The sequence below is a fragment of the uncultured Agrobacterium sp. genome (assembly GCF_913777885.1).
In the GTDB taxonomy this organism is placed as follows: domain Bacteria; phylum Pseudomonadota; class Alphaproteobacteria; order Rhizobiales; family Rhizobiaceae; genus Agrobacterium.
The window spans coordinates 422,939-438,175 of sequence record NZ_CAJYTV010000018.1 but is presented as its reverse complement, the minus strand read 5'-3'; the positions used below and the strand labels follow the sequence as shown (position 1 = coordinate 438,175).

At 56.5% G+C, this 15,237-nt stretch carries 13 protein-coding genes; 6 read left to right on the top strand and 7 right to left on the bottom strand.

Annotated elements, in window-relative coordinates:
* From QZ869_RS18840 to QZ869_RS18810, 7 genes are all read right to left on the bottom strand, one after another.
* A partial coding sequence (locus QZ869_RS18840) for a methyl-accepting chemotaxis protein (protein WP_296106564.1) occupies nucleotides 1-1,651 on the bottom strand: 1,651 nt, incomplete at its 3' end.
* A gap of 130 nt (nucleotides 1,652-1,781) precedes the next feature.
* Nucleotides 1,782-3,596, bottom strand: coding sequence for a methyl-accepting chemotaxis protein (locus QZ869_RS18835; RefSeq protein WP_296017526.1), 1,815 nt, complete (start codon nucleotides 3,594-3,596; stop codon nucleotides 1,782-1,784).
* A gap of 175 nt (nucleotides 3,597-3,771) precedes the next feature.
* Nucleotides 3,772-4,314, bottom strand: a complete 543-nt coding sequence (locus QZ869_RS18830) for a chemotaxis protein CheW (RefSeq protein WP_296017524.1) — start codon at nucleotides 4,312-4,314, stop codon at nucleotides 3,772-3,774.
* Nucleotides 4,311-6,308, bottom strand: coding sequence for a chemotaxis protein CheA (locus QZ869_RS18825; RefSeq protein ID WP_296106560.1), 1,998 nt, complete (start codon nucleotides 6,306-6,308; stop codon nucleotides 4,311-4,313). The genes QZ869_RS18830 and QZ869_RS18825 overlap by 4 nt, the downstream gene beginning before the upstream one ends.
* Nucleotides 6,305-6,673, bottom strand: a complete 369-nt coding sequence (locus QZ869_RS18820) for a response regulator (RefSeq protein WP_296017511.1) — start codon at nucleotides 6,671-6,673, stop codon at nucleotides 6,305-6,307. The genes QZ869_RS18825 and QZ869_RS18820 overlap by 4 nt, the downstream gene beginning before the upstream one ends.
* Entirely contained in the window at nucleotides 6,674-6,985 is a 312-nt protein-coding gene (locus QZ869_RS18815; RefSeq protein ID WP_296017510.1) for an STAS domain-containing protein, read from the bottom strand.
* Nucleotides 6,985-8,112: an HD domain-containing phosphohydrolase gene (locus tag QZ869_RS18810; RefSeq protein ID WP_296017508.1), complete on the bottom strand. Its 1,128-nt coding sequence runs from the start codon at nucleotides 8,110-8,112 to the stop codon at nucleotides 6,985-6,987. The genes QZ869_RS18815 and QZ869_RS18810 overlap by 1 nt, the downstream gene beginning before the upstream one ends.
* A 646-nt stretch (nucleotides 8,113-8,758) precedes the next feature.
* Here QZ869_RS18810 and QZ869_RS18805 point away from each other — a divergent pair.
* The 6 genes from QZ869_RS18805 to QZ869_RS18780 all read left to right on the top strand — a co-directional run bounded on the left by QZ869_RS18805 (nucleotide 8,759) and on the right by QZ869_RS18780 (nucleotide 15,099).
* A complete protein-coding gene (locus QZ869_RS18805) occupies nucleotides 8,759-9,994 on the top strand; it encodes an ABC transporter substrate-binding protein (protein ID WP_296106555.1) in 1,236 nt (411 codons plus the stop codon).
* A 132-nt stretch (nucleotides 9,995-10,126) separates the two neighbouring features.
* A complete protein-coding gene (locus QZ869_RS18800) occupies nucleotides 10,127-11,029 on the top strand; it encodes a carbohydrate ABC transporter permease (RefSeq protein ID WP_296017504.1) in 903 nt (300 codons plus the stop codon).
* Nucleotides 11,022-11,963 (top strand): carbohydrate ABC transporter permease, encoded by a 942-nt coding sequence (locus QZ869_RS18795; RefSeq protein WP_296017503.1) that lies wholly within the window; start codon nucleotides 11,022-11,024, stop codon nucleotides 11,961-11,963. The genes QZ869_RS18800 and QZ869_RS18795 overlap by 8 nt, the downstream gene beginning before the upstream one ends.
* A 4-nt stretch (nucleotides 11,964-11,967) precedes the next feature.
* A complete protein-coding gene (locus QZ869_RS18790; RefSeq protein WP_296106548.1) occupies nucleotides 11,968-13,056 on the top strand; it encodes an ABC transporter ATP-binding protein in 1,089 nt (362 codons plus the stop codon).
* Nucleotides 13,057-13,093: 37 nt separating this feature from the next.
* Complete coding sequence (locus tag QZ869_RS18785; protein ID WP_296017498.1) at nucleotides 13,094-13,855, top strand: sugar phosphate isomerase/epimerase; 762 nt, start codon at nucleotides 13,094-13,096, stop codon at nucleotides 13,853-13,855.
* Between the two features lie 110 nt (nucleotides 13,856-13,965).
* On the top strand, nucleotides 13,966-15,099 hold the full coding sequence (locus QZ869_RS18780) for a Gfo/Idh/MocA family oxidoreductase (RefSeq protein WP_296106546.1): 1,134 nt from the start codon (nucleotides 13,966-13,968) through the stop codon (nucleotides 15,097-15,099).
* Nucleotides 15,100-15,237 lie beyond the last annotated feature (138 nt).

Sequence of the window (15,237 nt, the reverse complement as noted above, 5' to 3'; positions counted from 1 at the left end):
CGGTCTTGCGGATATCAGGAACCAGACGGTTCAGCATCTCACCAGCTTCGGTTGCGACCTGAACGGTTTCACCGGAGAGGGAGGAGATTTCGGCTGCTGCCGCCTGGCTGCGTTCTGCAAGCTTACGGACTTCAGAGGCGACGACGGCAAAGCCCTTGCCGTGTTCACCGGCGCGCGCGGCTTCCACAGCGGCATTGAGTGCCAGAAGATCGGTCTGACGGGCGATTTCCTGAACGATGGAAATCTTTTGCGCAATCGTGCGCATTGCGACGACTGCACGGCCCACAGCTTCGCCGCTGGCTTCAGCATCCTTGGACGACTGGCGAGCGATCTTCTCGGTCTGTGCAGCGTTGTCAGCGTTCTGCTTGATGTTAGCGGCCATCTCTTCCATGGAAGCGGAGGCTTCTTCGGCAGAGGATGCCTGTTCGGTTGCGCCCTGCGACAGCTGCTCGGAAGACGAGGACAGTTCCTGACTACCGGAAGAGACGTTGTCGGCCGCAGCAAGCGCATCGCCCACCACGCCACGCAGACGTTCAACCATCGACTGCAGCGCAATGCCCAAAGTATCTTTGTTGGACAGCGGCTTTGGCGTGACAGTCAGATCACCGTCGGCGATCTGGTTTGCGACCTTTGCCGTCTCGCGCAGATTGGTCACCATGTTGAGCATGGCTGTGCCAAGAGTATCTCTGTCAGAGAGAGGCTTTACGTCCTTGGAGAGGTCGCCAGCGGCGATTGTGCTCGCGACGTCGGCGGTCGCGCGCAGATTGACGACCATGTTGCCCATGGCGATCCCCAGGCTATCCTTGTCAGAAAGCGGCTTCACATCTTGAGAAAGATCGCCTTGCGCAATGTTGTTGGCAACTGCTGCGGTAGCGCGCAGATTGGTCGTCATCACGTTCATGCTGTCGACCAGATCCTTGATCTCGTCATTGCTCTTGATCGCGATGTCCTGATCGAGGTCGCCTATTGCAACTGCGCGCGACGCACGGATTGCTTGCTGCAATCCCTTGTTGATGCCAAGTGCGATCCAGGTGGCGATCAGGATAGAAAGGATGATAATCGCTGCGACGACACTGACGAGGATCGTGCGCGAAGTGTCATACTCCTCATTGGTCGCTTCGTCCGTTGCCTTCAAGTCAGTAGCGATTTCGTTGTTCAGACCTTCGAGAATTGTCAGCATGGCGCGTGTCGCCTTCTCGCCGTCTCCCATGGAGATGGAGCCCGCCTGACGGTTGCTTTCCGTGGTGTTGACGGTGGCGAGGCGCAGGACTTCTTCCTGCAGCTTTTCCCATGCGGGAATGGCTGCCTTCAGCTCCAGCACCTTGGCGTGAATGGCCGGATTGGTCTCTTTTTCCAATGCAGCAATAATCTGCGTCATCTTCACGCGCTCCGAACGCGCGGCATCGACATAGGTGGAAATACGGGCAGCGTCTTCGTTGAGCGCCGCGCTCTTTTCGTTGGCGATCGCACTCATGATCGCGTCAGAAAGATCGCTGGAGTTGCGAAGATTGGTGGCAGGGCCCTGCACGATATCCGTGACGGCAGAGTTGAGTGATGACAGCTGTGTGATGGCCATGCCAGCCATACCCGCCGACAGCAGGATGATGAGCGCAAAGGCGAATGCAAGTTTGAGCTTAATCGTAAATCGCATCGTAGTGATCCTTAGGTGTGGCGCTAGGCCACGAGACGGAAAAGCTCAGGCACAAGGAGCTTTGCGTTGGGATTGGCTGAATGAGTGACGAGGAGCCTGTGTGTGTTCGGTCACAGGCTCCCGGAAAGTCTTAGGCGCTTTCGCGGAAGTCCTGGTCGTTATCGTCTGGTCCGCCCATAGACATGTCGAGCGCAAAGCCAGTGGCGCGAGCCTGCTGAGCGTGGACAGAGTGTGTGGGGGCAGGGCGACGAACTGGAGCGGCTGTCTTTGCCGGAGCGCGATGTGCGATCGTTGAAGCCGGGGCGCGAACCGGTACAGGGCGGCCATTTGCATTGGCACGCTCGACCTTGAAGAAGGCGATGCTTGCCTGGAGCTCTTCGGCCTGCGCAGCCAGTTCTTCAGAGGTGGCAGACATTTCTTCTGACGCGCCGGAGTTCTGCTGCGTTACCTTGTCGAGCTGCTGGATCGCTTCGTTGATCTGGCTGGCTCCGATGTCCTGCTCACGGCAGGCAGCAGAGATTTCCGAGACCAGCTCTGCGGTCTTGCGAATATCTGGAACCAGACGGTTCAGCATCTCACCAGCTTCGGTTGCAACCTGAACGGTTTCACCGGAGAGGGAGGAGATTTCGGCTGCTGCTGCCTGGCTGCGTTCTGCAAGCTTTCGGACTTCGGAGGCAACGACTGCAAAGCCTTTTCCATGCTCACCGGCACGAGCGGCTTCGACGGCGGCATTCAGTGCCAGAAGATCGGTCTGACGCGCGATTTCCTGGACGATGGAGATCTTCTGGGCAATGGTGCGCATGGCCACAACGGCACGGCCAACCGCCTCACCGCTGGCTTCCGCATCCTTCGACGACTGTCGAGCGATCTTCTCGGTCTGGGCAGCGTTATCGGCGTTCTGCTTGATGTTGGCGGCCATCTCTTCCATCGAAGCGGAGGCTTCTTCGGCAGAGGATGCCTGTTCGGTCGCACCCTGCGAAAGCTGCTCGGAAGACGAAGACAGTTCCTGACTACCGGAAGATACGTTGTCAGCTGCGGCGAGCGCATCGCCCACCACGCCACGCAGACGCTCGACCATCTTTTCAAGCGAAATACCGAGCGTATCTTTATCCGATAGCGGCTTCGGCGTTACCGTCAGGTCGCCCTCGGAAATCTGGTTTGCGACATTTGCCGTATTGCGAAGGTTTGCGGTCATCACATTGATGCGCTCGACAAGATCCTTGATTTCGTCATTGGTTTTGATCTCAACATTCTTATCGAGATCGCCGACGGCAACAGCTTCAGCAACCGTCATGATCTTGCGCAGGCCGGTGTTGATGCCGAGCGCGATCCAGGTTGCGATGACGAGGCTACCCAGAACCGCTGACGCGACGGCGATGATCATGATGAGCCGGACTTGCTCATAGGTTGCCTGGCTATCGGCAAGCATTGTGTCCACACGTTCCAACTGAACTTTGACAAGTTCCTTGGTGTTCGTGCCGATCGATAGCGCGAGAGCGCGCATCTGACCGTTGGAGTACTCGATGGCGCCTCGTTTGTCTCCTGCTGCCAACAAATCCTTGAGCTTTACGGACTCACCGCTGAATTTCTCGAAAGCCTCGACAGTGGCGGCCCAGTATGGCTTGCCTTGCGGAGAAGCCTGAGAGAATCCGGTACGTCCAAGTTCCAGGGTGGTGGCTGTTAGATCATCCGCGACCTTCAGATAACGATCGGTGCCTGTAGTCTCATTTTCGAGCAAAGCATTCTTTTGCTGGCGAATGATTTCAGAGAGGTTACGGTCGATCTGAAGTGCATATTGAAGCCGCTTCTCAGGACCATTGGCGAGTTCGTTGATCGCTTGGTTGACGGTGCCCAAGCTTGTGATGCTGTAAAAGGAAAGCGCGGCAAGAACGGTCAAGATAATCCCGAACGCCAGCGTCAGTTTAAGTTTGATCGTAAATCGCATGTTGCCCCCGTGATTGATGCGTGATTTTGGCGCATCAGGTGTTTGCTGTCCGGAACGCTCTATTTCTTCCGGTGCGCTGTTTCGTTCGGTTCCATGCGCCCAAACCGGGCGTGTGGTAGATCAATCAAGTTTTTGGTGGTTCCTTGGCCGCCGATCCCCTTCGACGGTCTGGAACTCATACTTTTCCTAGTTCAACCACGTTGCCTTGAACGCCTACTTTTCCAGGCATGCTTTCACGCTGTGCCGAAAAGATCGCGATGAGGTTCGGCATGATGACGAACTCTGAGCCGCGTTTGATCAGGCAGTTGATGTAGTCTGGCCGCCAACGCATGCCGACACTGGGTGGTGGCTCGCTGGCTGACTTGGAAAATGTGGTGACCTCATAGACCTTGTCGGTTCTCAGCCCGACCAGCGTCTGTTCGCCTTCAAGCGAAATTTCGATAACGACGATGCGGCTGTCGATGGTCTTTTCCGCAGCGTGCATGCCGAAGGCGAGACGTATGTCCGCCAGCGGAATGACTTTGCCGCGAAAATTGATGACGCTTGATACGAAGGCCTTGGCGCCCGGAACGGCCGTCTCAGGCAGCAGGTCTAGGATTTCTTGTACCTGTGCGGCTTCGATGGCAAAGGTCTCGCCTTCGATCGAAAAGGTCAGGACTTCGATGTCTTGGCGCTCCGCCCAGAAGTCTTCGGGTTGTTTCAATAGCGGCTGGTTCATCCGGCGATGCGCATCTGCGCCTCCTGTTGCTGGCCCGCCGCAACCAGGTGTGCGACGTCGAGAATGAGAGCGACGCTGCCGTCACCAAGAATGGTCGCGCCCGAGAAAGTCGCGACGTCGTGGTGCAGCTTGGACATGGCTTTGATGACCGTCTGGTGATCGCCGATGATCTGATCGACGACCAGTCCGACACGCTCCGAACCGGTGGAAATGACCACGACCTTCTGGAACTGGTCCGGCTTCGTGCCGCTCTGGAAGAGTTCACGCAGGCGGATGAAAGGCACCAGGCTTTCGCGCAGCGAAATAAACGAACGACCGCGGGATTTGACGTCGTCTTCGGGTGACAGTTCCAGGCACTCTTCCACGGCAGAGAGCGGAATGACGTAGCAGCCATGGCCGACGCGAACGAGCAGGCCATCGATGATGGCAAGTGTGAGCGGAATGGCAAGCGACACTTCAGAGCCGGCGCCTGGCGCGCTGGTAATGTTGATCGTACCACGCAGCGCCTCGATCGTCTTCTTCACGACATCCATGCCAACGCCGCGACCAGAGAGATTGGTTACTTGCGCTGCTGTCGAGAAGCCGGGTTCGAAAATCATCTGAAGCAATTCCTGATCTGTCAGGAGTGCTCCCGGCGCGACCAGGCCGGAGGATTCCGCCTTGGCACGGACACGCTCGCGGTTGATGCCTCGACCATCGTCCTTGATGGTGATGATGACGTCGCCACCGGTCTGACGCGCGACCAGCGAAACATGCCCGACCGGGTCCTTGCCGGCTGCAATACGTTCTTCCGGCGTTTCCAGGCCGTGATCGCACGAATTGCGCACGAGATGTACCAGTGGATCGGCCAGCCGCTCGATCACGGCCTTGTCGACTTCAGTGCTCTCGCCTTCGGTAATGAGCTCGATCTGCTTGCCGGTTTCGCGCGCCAGATCGTGTGTCAGACGCCGGAAGCGGCTGAAGAGCTGCGCGATCGGCACCATGCGCAGAACCATCATCGTGTCGCGAAGCTCGCCCGAAAGGCGCTCCACATCTTCAGACACGGCACGCAGATGAATATCGACGCTGGTATTGGCAAGCTGCGATAGACGTGACTGAGCGATGACAAGTTCGCCAACGCGGTCCATCAGCTCATCGAGACGCTCAGCCGGGACGCGCACGTTCTCGGCTGCTCGACCCTGCTTGCCCTCCGTGGCCGCCTGGACAAGCTGAGGATTGGCCTTGGCTGCTTCTTCGACAGGTGCAGGAGGCGGTACGATTTCCTCGGAAGCGATAGCGGCTTCCACTTGGGTGATCTCAAGCTCCATGTCGTCCATGACGAAGATGAAGACGTCGTCGATGGCGGAACGGGGCTGTTCAGTCGTCAAGGTCACAGACCAGCCGAGGTAGAGCTGTGTGGGGTCTATTTCTCCAAGAGGAGGAATGGCGCCTGTGTTGGCGGCGATGGTGCATTTGCCGAGTTCGCGCAGCTCATTGAGGAGGCCAAGCGGGTTGGTGCCATTGGCCATCGCATTCTCAGGGAGGCGGAACCTGATGCTCCACGTCGCACCGGACGTCTTTGCCGGTGCGCCAGCGGCCGTGGCCTTCGGAGCCGTCGGCGTGGTTGCCTTGTTACCGGCGCCTTCGCCGACCGCTGCCTGTAACTTTGCCAGCAACCGGTCCCCTGTTTCGGGAAATGCGGTGGCCGGGTTGTCAACCAAGCGGCGCATATGGTCCTGCGCTTCCAAAACGGCAGCAATCAATTCGCTCGTGGCGGGAACTTCACCCTTGCGTACCCTGTCAAAGGCCGTTTCGCAGTGATGGGTGAAGGCCGCAAGAGCCTCGAAACCAAACATTGCGCCGGACCCTTTTAAGGTATGCAGGCCGCGAAACACGGCATCAATCTGACTTTGATTGGAGAGATCGTGCAGAAGGTCGAGAAGCCCGCTTTCGATTTGCTCGAAGAGCTCGGCAGCTTCCGTCCTGAAAACCTGAATAGGGTCCAGCAGCGTCATTTACCGAGTACCTTTCTGACAATCTTGACCAGATTCTCCGGGTCGAATGGCTTGGTTACCCAACCTGTGGCACCGGCAGCTTTGGCGCGCGCCTTCATGTCGGCATCGGATTCCGTCGTCAAAAAGATGATCGGTATTCCGGTATGCGCAGGCGATTGGCGCAGAGCCTCGATCATCTCCAAGCCGTTCATATTCGGCATGTTGAGGTCGGTGACGATCATATCGTAGGAAGCGCTTTTCGCTTTCGAAAGGCCGTCTGCGCCGTCAACCGCTTCGGTCACCTGGTAACCGGCATTTGTGAGGGCGATCTTCGTCGTCATTCGAATGCTTGCGGAGTCGTCCACCGTCAGAATGTTGGCGCTCATTTATATGTCCTTTCCGTGTAGCCAGAAGAGGCGCGAGGCCTCGTCCATGTTCTCGAGAAAGCCAGCACGCTCAAGCGTCTCCACGACGCCTTGCGTTGCGGGCTTCTTCAGGGTGATGAATTTGCCCTGTTCGCGGGCGTATAACCTTGAGGACTCGACAAGCTGGACGAAGCTCAGATCGACGGTCGCATCCTCGGGTATGTCGAGCACGATGGCGCTGCTTTCCTGAAAGGCGGAAAGCACGGTCTCGTGAATGGCGTTGATCCCTCGTATCGAAAGGGATGACGGAAGTGTCACTGTTTCAGGGGTCATCAGCTTTCCTGGGTATGTTCGATTTGCGCTTGCCCTGCGGATGCGAGGGAGAGATAGTCTGTCAGGCTGGCTGCCAAAGCTGGCGGCTCTACGCTGTCGGTGCCGTTTTGTGTCATCAGCGGCGCGATTCTGGGCCATTGCCGCTCGAAGGCCGCTACGCAATCCGGGTCGAAATGCAGCCCGCTGTTTTCGCGAATGTGCTCGCGGGCCGCTTCTACAGGCCATGCTTTCTTGTAAGGCCGCTGTGTACACAGAGCTTCGAAGACATCCGCAACTGCGACGATCCGCGCAACGAGAGGAATGTCGGCACCTTTGATGCCGCTCGGATATCCGGTGCCGTCCCATCTTTCGTGGTGGCCGCCAGCAATCGCCTCTGCAACCTGGAGAAGGCGCGACGTACCATTGCTGAGCAGGCTCACGCCGAGTTCCACATGCTTGCGCATCACTGTGATTTCGGCGGGCGTCAGCTTGCCTGGCTTCTGCAGAATATCGTCGGCGATGCCGATTTTACCCACATCGTGGAGAGGTGCTACCAGATAGATCATCCGGCAGGTTTCTTTGTCGAGACCGAGATCTGCGGCAATTAATTGACTGATTTTTGCAACGCGCGAGATGTGGTCTCCGGTCGCGCCATCACGAAACTCGATTGCACGGGCCAGACGCCAGATGATCTCTTCTTCCCGGGCAACCAGTTCCTGCGTGGCGCGGGTTACCTCTTCTTCAAGCCGGGTGGCTTGGCGAGCCAATTCGAGATGGGCTCGGCGAAGTTGCAGGAGATTGGTCGCACGGGCCTGAAGCTCGATTGCGTCGAAGGGCTTCGACACAAATTCGGTTGCGCCCGCCTCGAAGGCGGCAAGGAGAATTTCGCGTTGCCGCTCCGCGGTTACCATGACCATTGGCACAAGGGTGTAATCAGGTGACTGTCTCAGTGCCCTGATAACATCGATTCCCGTGTGTCGCGGCATCATGTAGTCGACGAAAACCAGGTCGACAGGGTTGACGAGGCAATAGTCAAGCGCCGCTTCGGGCGCTAGAAATGAAATGATTTCAATGCCTTCAATATTGCTCAGAGATGTTTCGAGAGCAAAAAGCGCGGATCGGCTATCGTCTAAGAGTACTACCTTCACCTTAGCTCCAGGCATTCGATACGGAACGACTGTCCGTTCTTCGGCTCGAGCCAAAGCGGGCGTTCGCAATTGATTTAAACATTTTGGGAATTTGGGCTTGCGTCATGCGCCCAGTAAGAATGTCTTGCCTAAGCCCAAAAATCTGGAAGCCGGATCAAGACATATTTTCTACTCTTTTTTTAATATGAGGATAGTTAATGCGTCATTAAAATCGAAGGGACGGGCTTCACTTGCTGACCGGCTAAAATGTTACTTTGATCAAGCCTTTATCCATCTTCGATTGTTTATCGACATCATTATTTCTATTTTTTACGTGAAAATCCGTATTTCTCTCTAAGGATGTAAATGGATCATCCCAGTGTCGAGAAAAAAACAAGCCTATATACCTGAAGATTTTTATTGAGTGGCTAGGGTTTCTTTCCGCGCAACACCGCTTGAATTCGGCACTTGGTTGCTTTGAGTATATCTAATCGTACCAAAGTTCAGGCGCGTGTGGGCATCAGCGAGGACGCTCAGCTGGAAGATTTGTTAAGCTATTGATATATATCAATAATTTATAAAATCAAAATTTCACCTTTCCCCTGTTGCGCAAGCAATATGATTCGCATACGGTCTTACGGCAACGTTTCAGTGAGGGAGGAGACTCATGCGCATTCGTTCTATTTTGGCCGCTCTGGCGGCAAGCGTCATGCTGCCGGCGGGCATTGCCGGGGCGACGGATCTCGAAGTAACGCACTGGTGGACATCGGGAGGTGAGGCGGCCGCCGTGGCTGAGCTCGCCAAGGCTTTCGATGCAACTGGAAATAAATGGGTGGATGGCGCCATTGCCGGCTCCGGCGGTACGGCTCGTCCTATTATGATCAGCCGCATTACTGGCGGCGACCCGATGGGCGCTACGCAATTCAACCACGGACGTCAGGCGGAAGAACTCGTTCAAGCCGGTTTGATGCGCGATCTGAGCGACGTGGCTGAAAAGGGCAACTGGAAAGAGGTAATCAAACCCGCCAGCCTGCTCGATAGCTGCACCATAGACGGTAAGATCTATTGCGCTCCGGTGAATATTCATTCCTGGCAGTGGCTGTGGCTTTCCAATGCAGCCTTCAAGAAAGCTGGCGTCGAGGTTCCGAAGAGCTGGAACGAATTCATTGCGGTTGGTCCGGCCCTGCAAAAGGCGGGCATTCAGCCTCTGGCTCTTGGCGGTCAGGCATGGCAGGCGAATGGGCTCTTCGATACGCTGGTCCTGTCGCTTGGCGGCAAGGAGCTTTACGAGAAGGTCTTCAAGGACAAGGATGCGGACGCCGCTAGTGGACCGGAAATGGCCAAGATTTTTGCAGCCGCCGATGCAGCCCGAAAGCTTGCCAAAGGCTCCAACGTTCAGGACTGGAACCAAGCAACCAACATGGTCATCACCGGCAAGGCTGCCGGTCAGGTCATGGGTGACTGGGCCCAGGGTGAGTTCCAACTCGCAAATCAGAAGGCTGGCACAGATTATTCCTGCCTCCCGGGCCTTGGGCTTAGCGAATATCTCACAACAGGTGGCGACGCGTTCTACTTCCCGCTTTTAAAGGATGAAGCCAAGTCAAAGGCGCAGGAGGTTCTTGCGGAAACGATCGTCGATCCCAAGACGCAGGTTGCGTTCAACTTGAAGAAGGGTTCGCTGCCGATCCGTGGCGACGTCGATCTCAATGCCGCCAATGACTGCATGAAGAAGGGTCTTGCCATTCTGGCCAAGGGCAATGCGCTGACCAGCACCGACCAGCTGATTTCCGCAGATTCGCAGAAGCAGAAGGAAGACCTGATGGCAGAGTTCTTCGCCAACGAGTCGCTGACTGCCGAGCAGGCGCAGAAGCGTTTCGCCGACATCATCGGTTCGGCGGACTGATTATCAATCGCAAGCCATCGGCGGGCGATATCCCGCCGATGTCGCGAACCTTGCCGGGCGCGTGACGCTGGCTGGCAAACCGTTTGGACGTCGCTCTGCGTATGTCCGGAACACCGATTGATAGGAGGGCATATGGCCGTAAAGAGCCATTCGGGACGTCCAAACCAGCTATTTCGCAATCTGAATTCCAAGATTGCATCCATCCCCCTGATCTTGACGTCCATGGTCATATTTCTTGGGGGCACAATCTGGACTGTCGTTTATTCCTTTACCAACTCAAAGCTTCTGCCGAGGGCAAGTTTTGTCGGTTTCGACCAGTATGAGCGCTTGTGGGCCGCGCCGCGCTGGCTCGTATCAATTCAGAACCTGGCCATTTACGGCGTGTTGTCGCTGATCTTCAGCCTGGTAATAGGCTTCGTGCTTGCCGCTTTGATGGATCAGAAGATCCGCTTCGAAAACACATTCAGAACAATCTTCCTTTACCCCTTTGCCCTGTCCTTCATCGTGACGGGCCTCGTCTGGCAGTGGCTGCTCAACCCTGAATTCGGCATTCAGTCCGTTGTCCGCTCGCTCGGCTGGGAAAGCTTCACGTTCGATCCGCTCTATAACTCACAGATCGTCATCTATGGTATTTTGATTGCCGCACTCTGGCAGGGCACGGGTCTTGTCATGTGCCTTATGCTTGCGGGCCTGCGCGGCATCGACGAGGATATCTGGAAGGCAGCGCGTGTGGATGGAATTCCCATGTGGAAGACCTATCTCCTGATCGTCATTCCAATGATGCGCCCGGTCTTCATCACCACGCTCGTCATCATCGCCAGCGGCATAGTCAAGGTGTACGATCTCGTTGTGGCGCAGACCAGCGGCGGTCCGGGCATCGCCTCCGAAGTGCCGGCGAAATATGTTTATGACTACATGTTCCAGGCGCAGAATCTGGGGCAGGGCTTCGCCGCTTCCACCATGATGCTGCTTACTGTCGCCATCATCATCATTCCATGGGCTTACCTCGAATTCGGAGGGCGCAAGCGTGGCTAATATCAGCACTCTTAACACTGTTGCTGCCGGGGCCGATGCCGTATCGGACCGATTGAGCGGACCGCGCGGTCGGAAGCCCCGCAAGACGCTATCGCGTCGCAACATCGTGCTTTACGGCACCCTAATCGTAGCAGCACTTTACTACTTGCTGCCGCTCTACGTCATGGTGGTCACTTCGCTGAAGGGTATGCCGGAAATCCGCCTGGGCAATATCTTTGCCCCGCCGGTGGAGATCACGTTCGAGCCTTGGGTCAAGGCCTGGGCGAATGCCTGCACAGGCCTAAATTGCGATGGTCTGTCTCGCGGGTTCTGGAACTCCGTTCGCATCATGGTGCCATCCACTATCGTGTCTATCCTGATCGCCTCGATCAGCGGCTACGCGTTGGCGAACTGGAAGTTCAAGGGTTCGGAGTTTTTCTTCTCCATCCTCATCATCGGTGCGTTCATCCCCTACCAGGTGATGATCTACCCTATCGTCATCGTGCTGCGCGAAATGGGCATTTACGGAACGCTCACGGGTCTTGTCATCGTCCACACCATCTTCGGCATGCCGATCCTGACGCTGCTGTTCCGCAACTATTTTGCCGGTCTTCCGGAAGAGCTGTTCAAAGCGGCACGTATCGACGGCGCCAACTTCTGGCAGATCTATTTCCGCATCATGTTCCCCATGTCGATGCCGATTTTCGTCGTCGCCATGATCCTGCAAGTGACGGGCATCTGGAACGACTTCCTCTTCGGCGTCGTGTTCACCCGACCTGAATATTATCCGATGACGGTGCAGCTCAACAACATCGTCAACTCAGTTCAGGGCGTGAAGGAATATAACGTCAATATGGCAGCGACGCTGTTGACGGGTGCAGTCCCTCTCTTCGTCTATTTCGTTTCAGGCCGGCTTTTTGTGCGCGGCATCGCCGCAGGCGCAGTTAAAGGGTAAGTTTATGGACAAAAGCGTTTCCATTCGGGATTTGTCTCTGTCGTTTGGCGCCGTCAACGTGCTCTCGAACCTCAATCTCGATATCTATGACGGTGAGTTCCTCGTTCTTCTGGGTTCCTCAGGCTGCGGAAAATCCACCTTGCTGAATTGCATCGCCGGACTTCTGGAACCGACTGAAGGCCAGATCTTTATCAAGGATCGCAATGTCACCTGGGAGGAGCCGAAGGATCGCGGCATTGGAATGGTTTTTCAGTCCTATGCGCTCTATCCGCAGATGTCGGTTGAAAAGAACCTTTCCTTTGGGCTTCAGGTAGCAAAAGTGGCGAAGGACGAAATCGATCGTCGGGTAAAAAGAGCAGCGGGAATCCTGCAGATAGAGCCGCTGCTGAAGCGCAAGCCAGCCGAACTGTCTGGTGGCCAGCGTCAGCGTGTCGCAATCGGGCGGGCGCTGGTGCGTGACGTGGATGTGTTCCTTTTCGACGAACCGCTGTCCAACCTCGATGCCAAGCTGCGCTCGGAACTGCGCGTGGAAATCAAGCGCCTGCACCAGTCGCTGAAGAACACGATGATCTACGTGACCCATGACCAGATCGAGGCGCTGACGCTGGCGGATCGTATCGCCATCATGAAAAGCGGCGTCATCCAGCAGTTGGATGACCCGGTTTCGATCTACAACAAGCCGAGGAACCTCTTCGTTGCGGGCTTTATCGGCTCGCCATCGATGAACTTTCTGCGGGGCGAATTGATCGAGAAGGATGGCGAGGTGGTCTTCACGACGAATGGCGTGAACTTCAGCCTGGACGGTTATCAAACCGCTGCGCCGTTGATGGCGGGTAAACCCGCAGTTCTCGGCGTGCGACCGGAGCATATCCGCGTCGATGCTGACATCACCGGCGGCGAGATCCATGACGCGACAGTCGATATCGAAGAGCCTATGGGTGCGGACAATCTGATCTGGCTCAAGCTTGCCGGTCACACGATCTCGGTCCGCGTCGGCGGGCATAGACGATTTGCGCCAGGTACGAGGGTCAAGCTTGCCTTCGATATGACCATGGCCTCGCTTTTCGATGCGACGACCGAAGAGCGCATCTAAACCCTTTCACTCGATAGCCAAATGTCAGGAGAGACATATGACCAAACTCGGCTTTCAACTTTATAGCGCGCGCAATTTTCCGCCGCTTTCCGACATGCTCAAGAAGCTCGCGGCAGCAGGCTACGCCCATGTCGAGGGATTTGGCGGTATCTATGCCACCATGGATGAGGCCGCGCTGAAGGGTCTTCGTGCCGATCTCGATGCGAATGGTTTGACCATGCCGACCGGCCATTTCGGTCTCGATATGCTGGAGAACGATCGCGAGCAGTCGTTGAAAATTGCCAAAACGCTTGGCATCCAGGCAATCTATTGCCCTTATCTTCTCCCGGATCAGCGCCCGAGCGACGCCGCCGGTTGGTTCGCCTTTGGCAAGCGTCTCCAGGAAGCTGGGAAGCCCTATCGCGACGCCGGGATTTCCTTTGGATGGCACAACCACGATTTCGAGTTCGCAACCCTTGAAGACGGCTCGACCCCACAGGAGCAGATCCTTGCAGGCGGACCCGATCTGGAATGGGAGGCCGATATCGCCTGGATCATCCGCGGAAATGCCGATCCACTCGCCTGGATCGAAAGTTATGGCAAGCGTATCACCGCAGTCCACGTCAAGGACATCGCACCCGCTGGCGAGAACAAGGACGAAGATGGCTGGTCGGATGTGGGCCATGGCACGGTCGACTGGAAGGCCTTGATCGCGGCCCTTCAGAATACCGCGGTCAAATATTACGTCGTGGAGCATGACAATCCGAGCGATGCCGATCGTCTCATCACGCGCTCTATCGCATCGTTCAACAGCTACTGACTAGGAAGCGGTGAGCCACGGTTCACCGCTTCCTCCCTTTTTTCACTCGAGTTCCGGCAGGAATATTGTTTGCTGGAATGATCCAACATCGACGATTTCGGAGTCATAACATGGCCAAGGAACTTGGCGTCGGCATCATCGGATGCGGCAATATTTCAACCACTTACTTTTCCCTCTCGCCCCTGTTCAAGGGATTGAAGGTGCTCGCCTGCGCAGATTTGAACAGAAGCGCTGCTGAACTGCGTGCCGAGGAATTCGGCGTCAAGGCGCAGTCCATCGAGGAACTGCTGGCGAATGACGAGATCGATGTCGTCGTCAACCTCACCATTCCGGCAGCCCATTTCGAGGTCTCCAAGGCAATTCTCGAAGCAGGCAAGCACGTCTACTCGGAAAAGCCGCTTGTTCTAAGCCTGGAAGAGGGCGAAGAGTTGCGCCGTATCGCCAAGGAAAAAAACCTGGCCGTTGGTTGCGCGCCAGATACCTTCCTTGGCGGCGCGCATCAGTTGGCCCGCAAGCATATCGACGAAGGCGGTATTGGCCGTGTCACGTCTGGCACGTGCCATGTGATGAGCCCCGGCATGGAAATGTGGCACCCCAATCCCGGCTTCTTCTTCTTGAAGGGCGGCGGACCTATCCTGGATCTCGGTCCCTACTATATCGCGAACCTCATCAATCTGATTGGGCCGGTCAAGCGCGTCGGCGCCCTGACCTCCATGGCAAACCCGACGCGTACCGTCACCAGCCAGCCGCTGAACGGGCAGATTATCCCGGTAGAAACGCCGACCAACATTCATGCGCTTTTGGAATTCGTCAACGGCGCCACGATTACGCTGTCGGCGAGCTGGGATGTCTGGTCGCATCGCCACGCCAATATGGAGCTTTACGGCACTGAGGGCTCCATCTACGTGCCTGACCCAAACTTCTTTGGGGGCGTGGTCGAAGCGAGCGGTCGCAACAAGGACATCCAGCCCCTCGAAGACTGGGCGCATCCCTTCGGTATTGCCAACCAGGAAAGCCCGAACGGTCCACGCGCAAACTACCGTACGGCCGGCCTTGCCGATATGGCGATGGCGCTTATCGAAGGCCGCGACGCGCGATGCTCGCTGGAGCGCTCGCTCCATGGCATCGACGTCATGACTTCGATCCTGAAGTCCGGCGAGGAGGGGCGCTTCGTCGACCTGACCACAACCTGCACACAGCCGGCAGCGCTCGGCATAGAGGAAGCTCAGTCTCTGCTGCGGTAACGATAAAGCATCGAAAGCATGCTGCCGTTCGAAGGAAATAGAGCGTCCTCAGTGTCTTAAAGGGCGCAGGGCGCTCTACTCCTCCCTCAATATCGGAAAGCCGCCAGGTTAATCCCGGCGGTTTTTTCGAGTCTTCAC

What these genes read in the sequence shown, in the direction of transcription:
- QZ869_RS18835 (WP_296017526.1), bottom strand. Translation starts at nt 3,596, where the DNA reads ATGCGATTTACGATCAAACTTAAACTGACGCTGGCGTTCGGGATTATC.
- QZ869_RS18830 (WP_296017524.1), bottom strand. Translation starts at nt 4,314, where the DNA reads ATGAACCAGCCGCTATTGAAACAACCCGAAGACTTCTGGGCGGAGCGC.
- QZ869_RS18825 (WP_296106560.1), bottom strand. Translation starts at nt 6,308, where the DNA reads ATGACGCTGCTGGACCCTATTCAGGTTTTCAGGACGGAAGCTGCCGAG.
- QZ869_RS18820 (WP_296017511.1), bottom strand. Translation starts at nt 6,673, where the DNA reads ATGAGCGCCAACATTCTGACGGTGGACGACTCCGCAAGCATTCGAATG.
- QZ869_RS18815 (WP_296017510.1), bottom strand. Translation starts at nt 6,985, where the DNA reads ATGACCCCTGAAACAGTGACACTTCCGTCATCCCTTTCGATACGAGGG.
- QZ869_RS18805 (WP_296106555.1), top strand. Translation starts at nt 8,759, where the DNA reads ATGCGCATTCGTTCTATTTTGGCCGCTCTGGCGGCAAGCGTCATGCTG.
- QZ869_RS18800 (WP_296017504.1), top strand. Translation starts at nt 10,127, where the DNA reads ATGGCCGTAAAGAGCCATTCGGGACGTCCAAACCAGCTATTTCGCAAT.
- QZ869_RS18790 (WP_296106548.1), top strand. Translation starts at nt 11,968, where the DNA reads ATGGACAAAAGCGTTTCCATTCGGGATTTGTCTCTGTCGTTTGGCGCC.
- QZ869_RS18785 (WP_296017498.1), top strand. Translation starts at nt 13,094, where the DNA reads ATGACCAAACTCGGCTTTCAACTTTATAGCGCGCGCAATTTTCCGCCG.
- QZ869_RS18780 (WP_296106546.1), top strand. Translation starts at nt 13,966, where the DNA reads ATGGCCAAGGAACTTGGCGTCGGCATCATCGGATGCGGCAATATTTCA.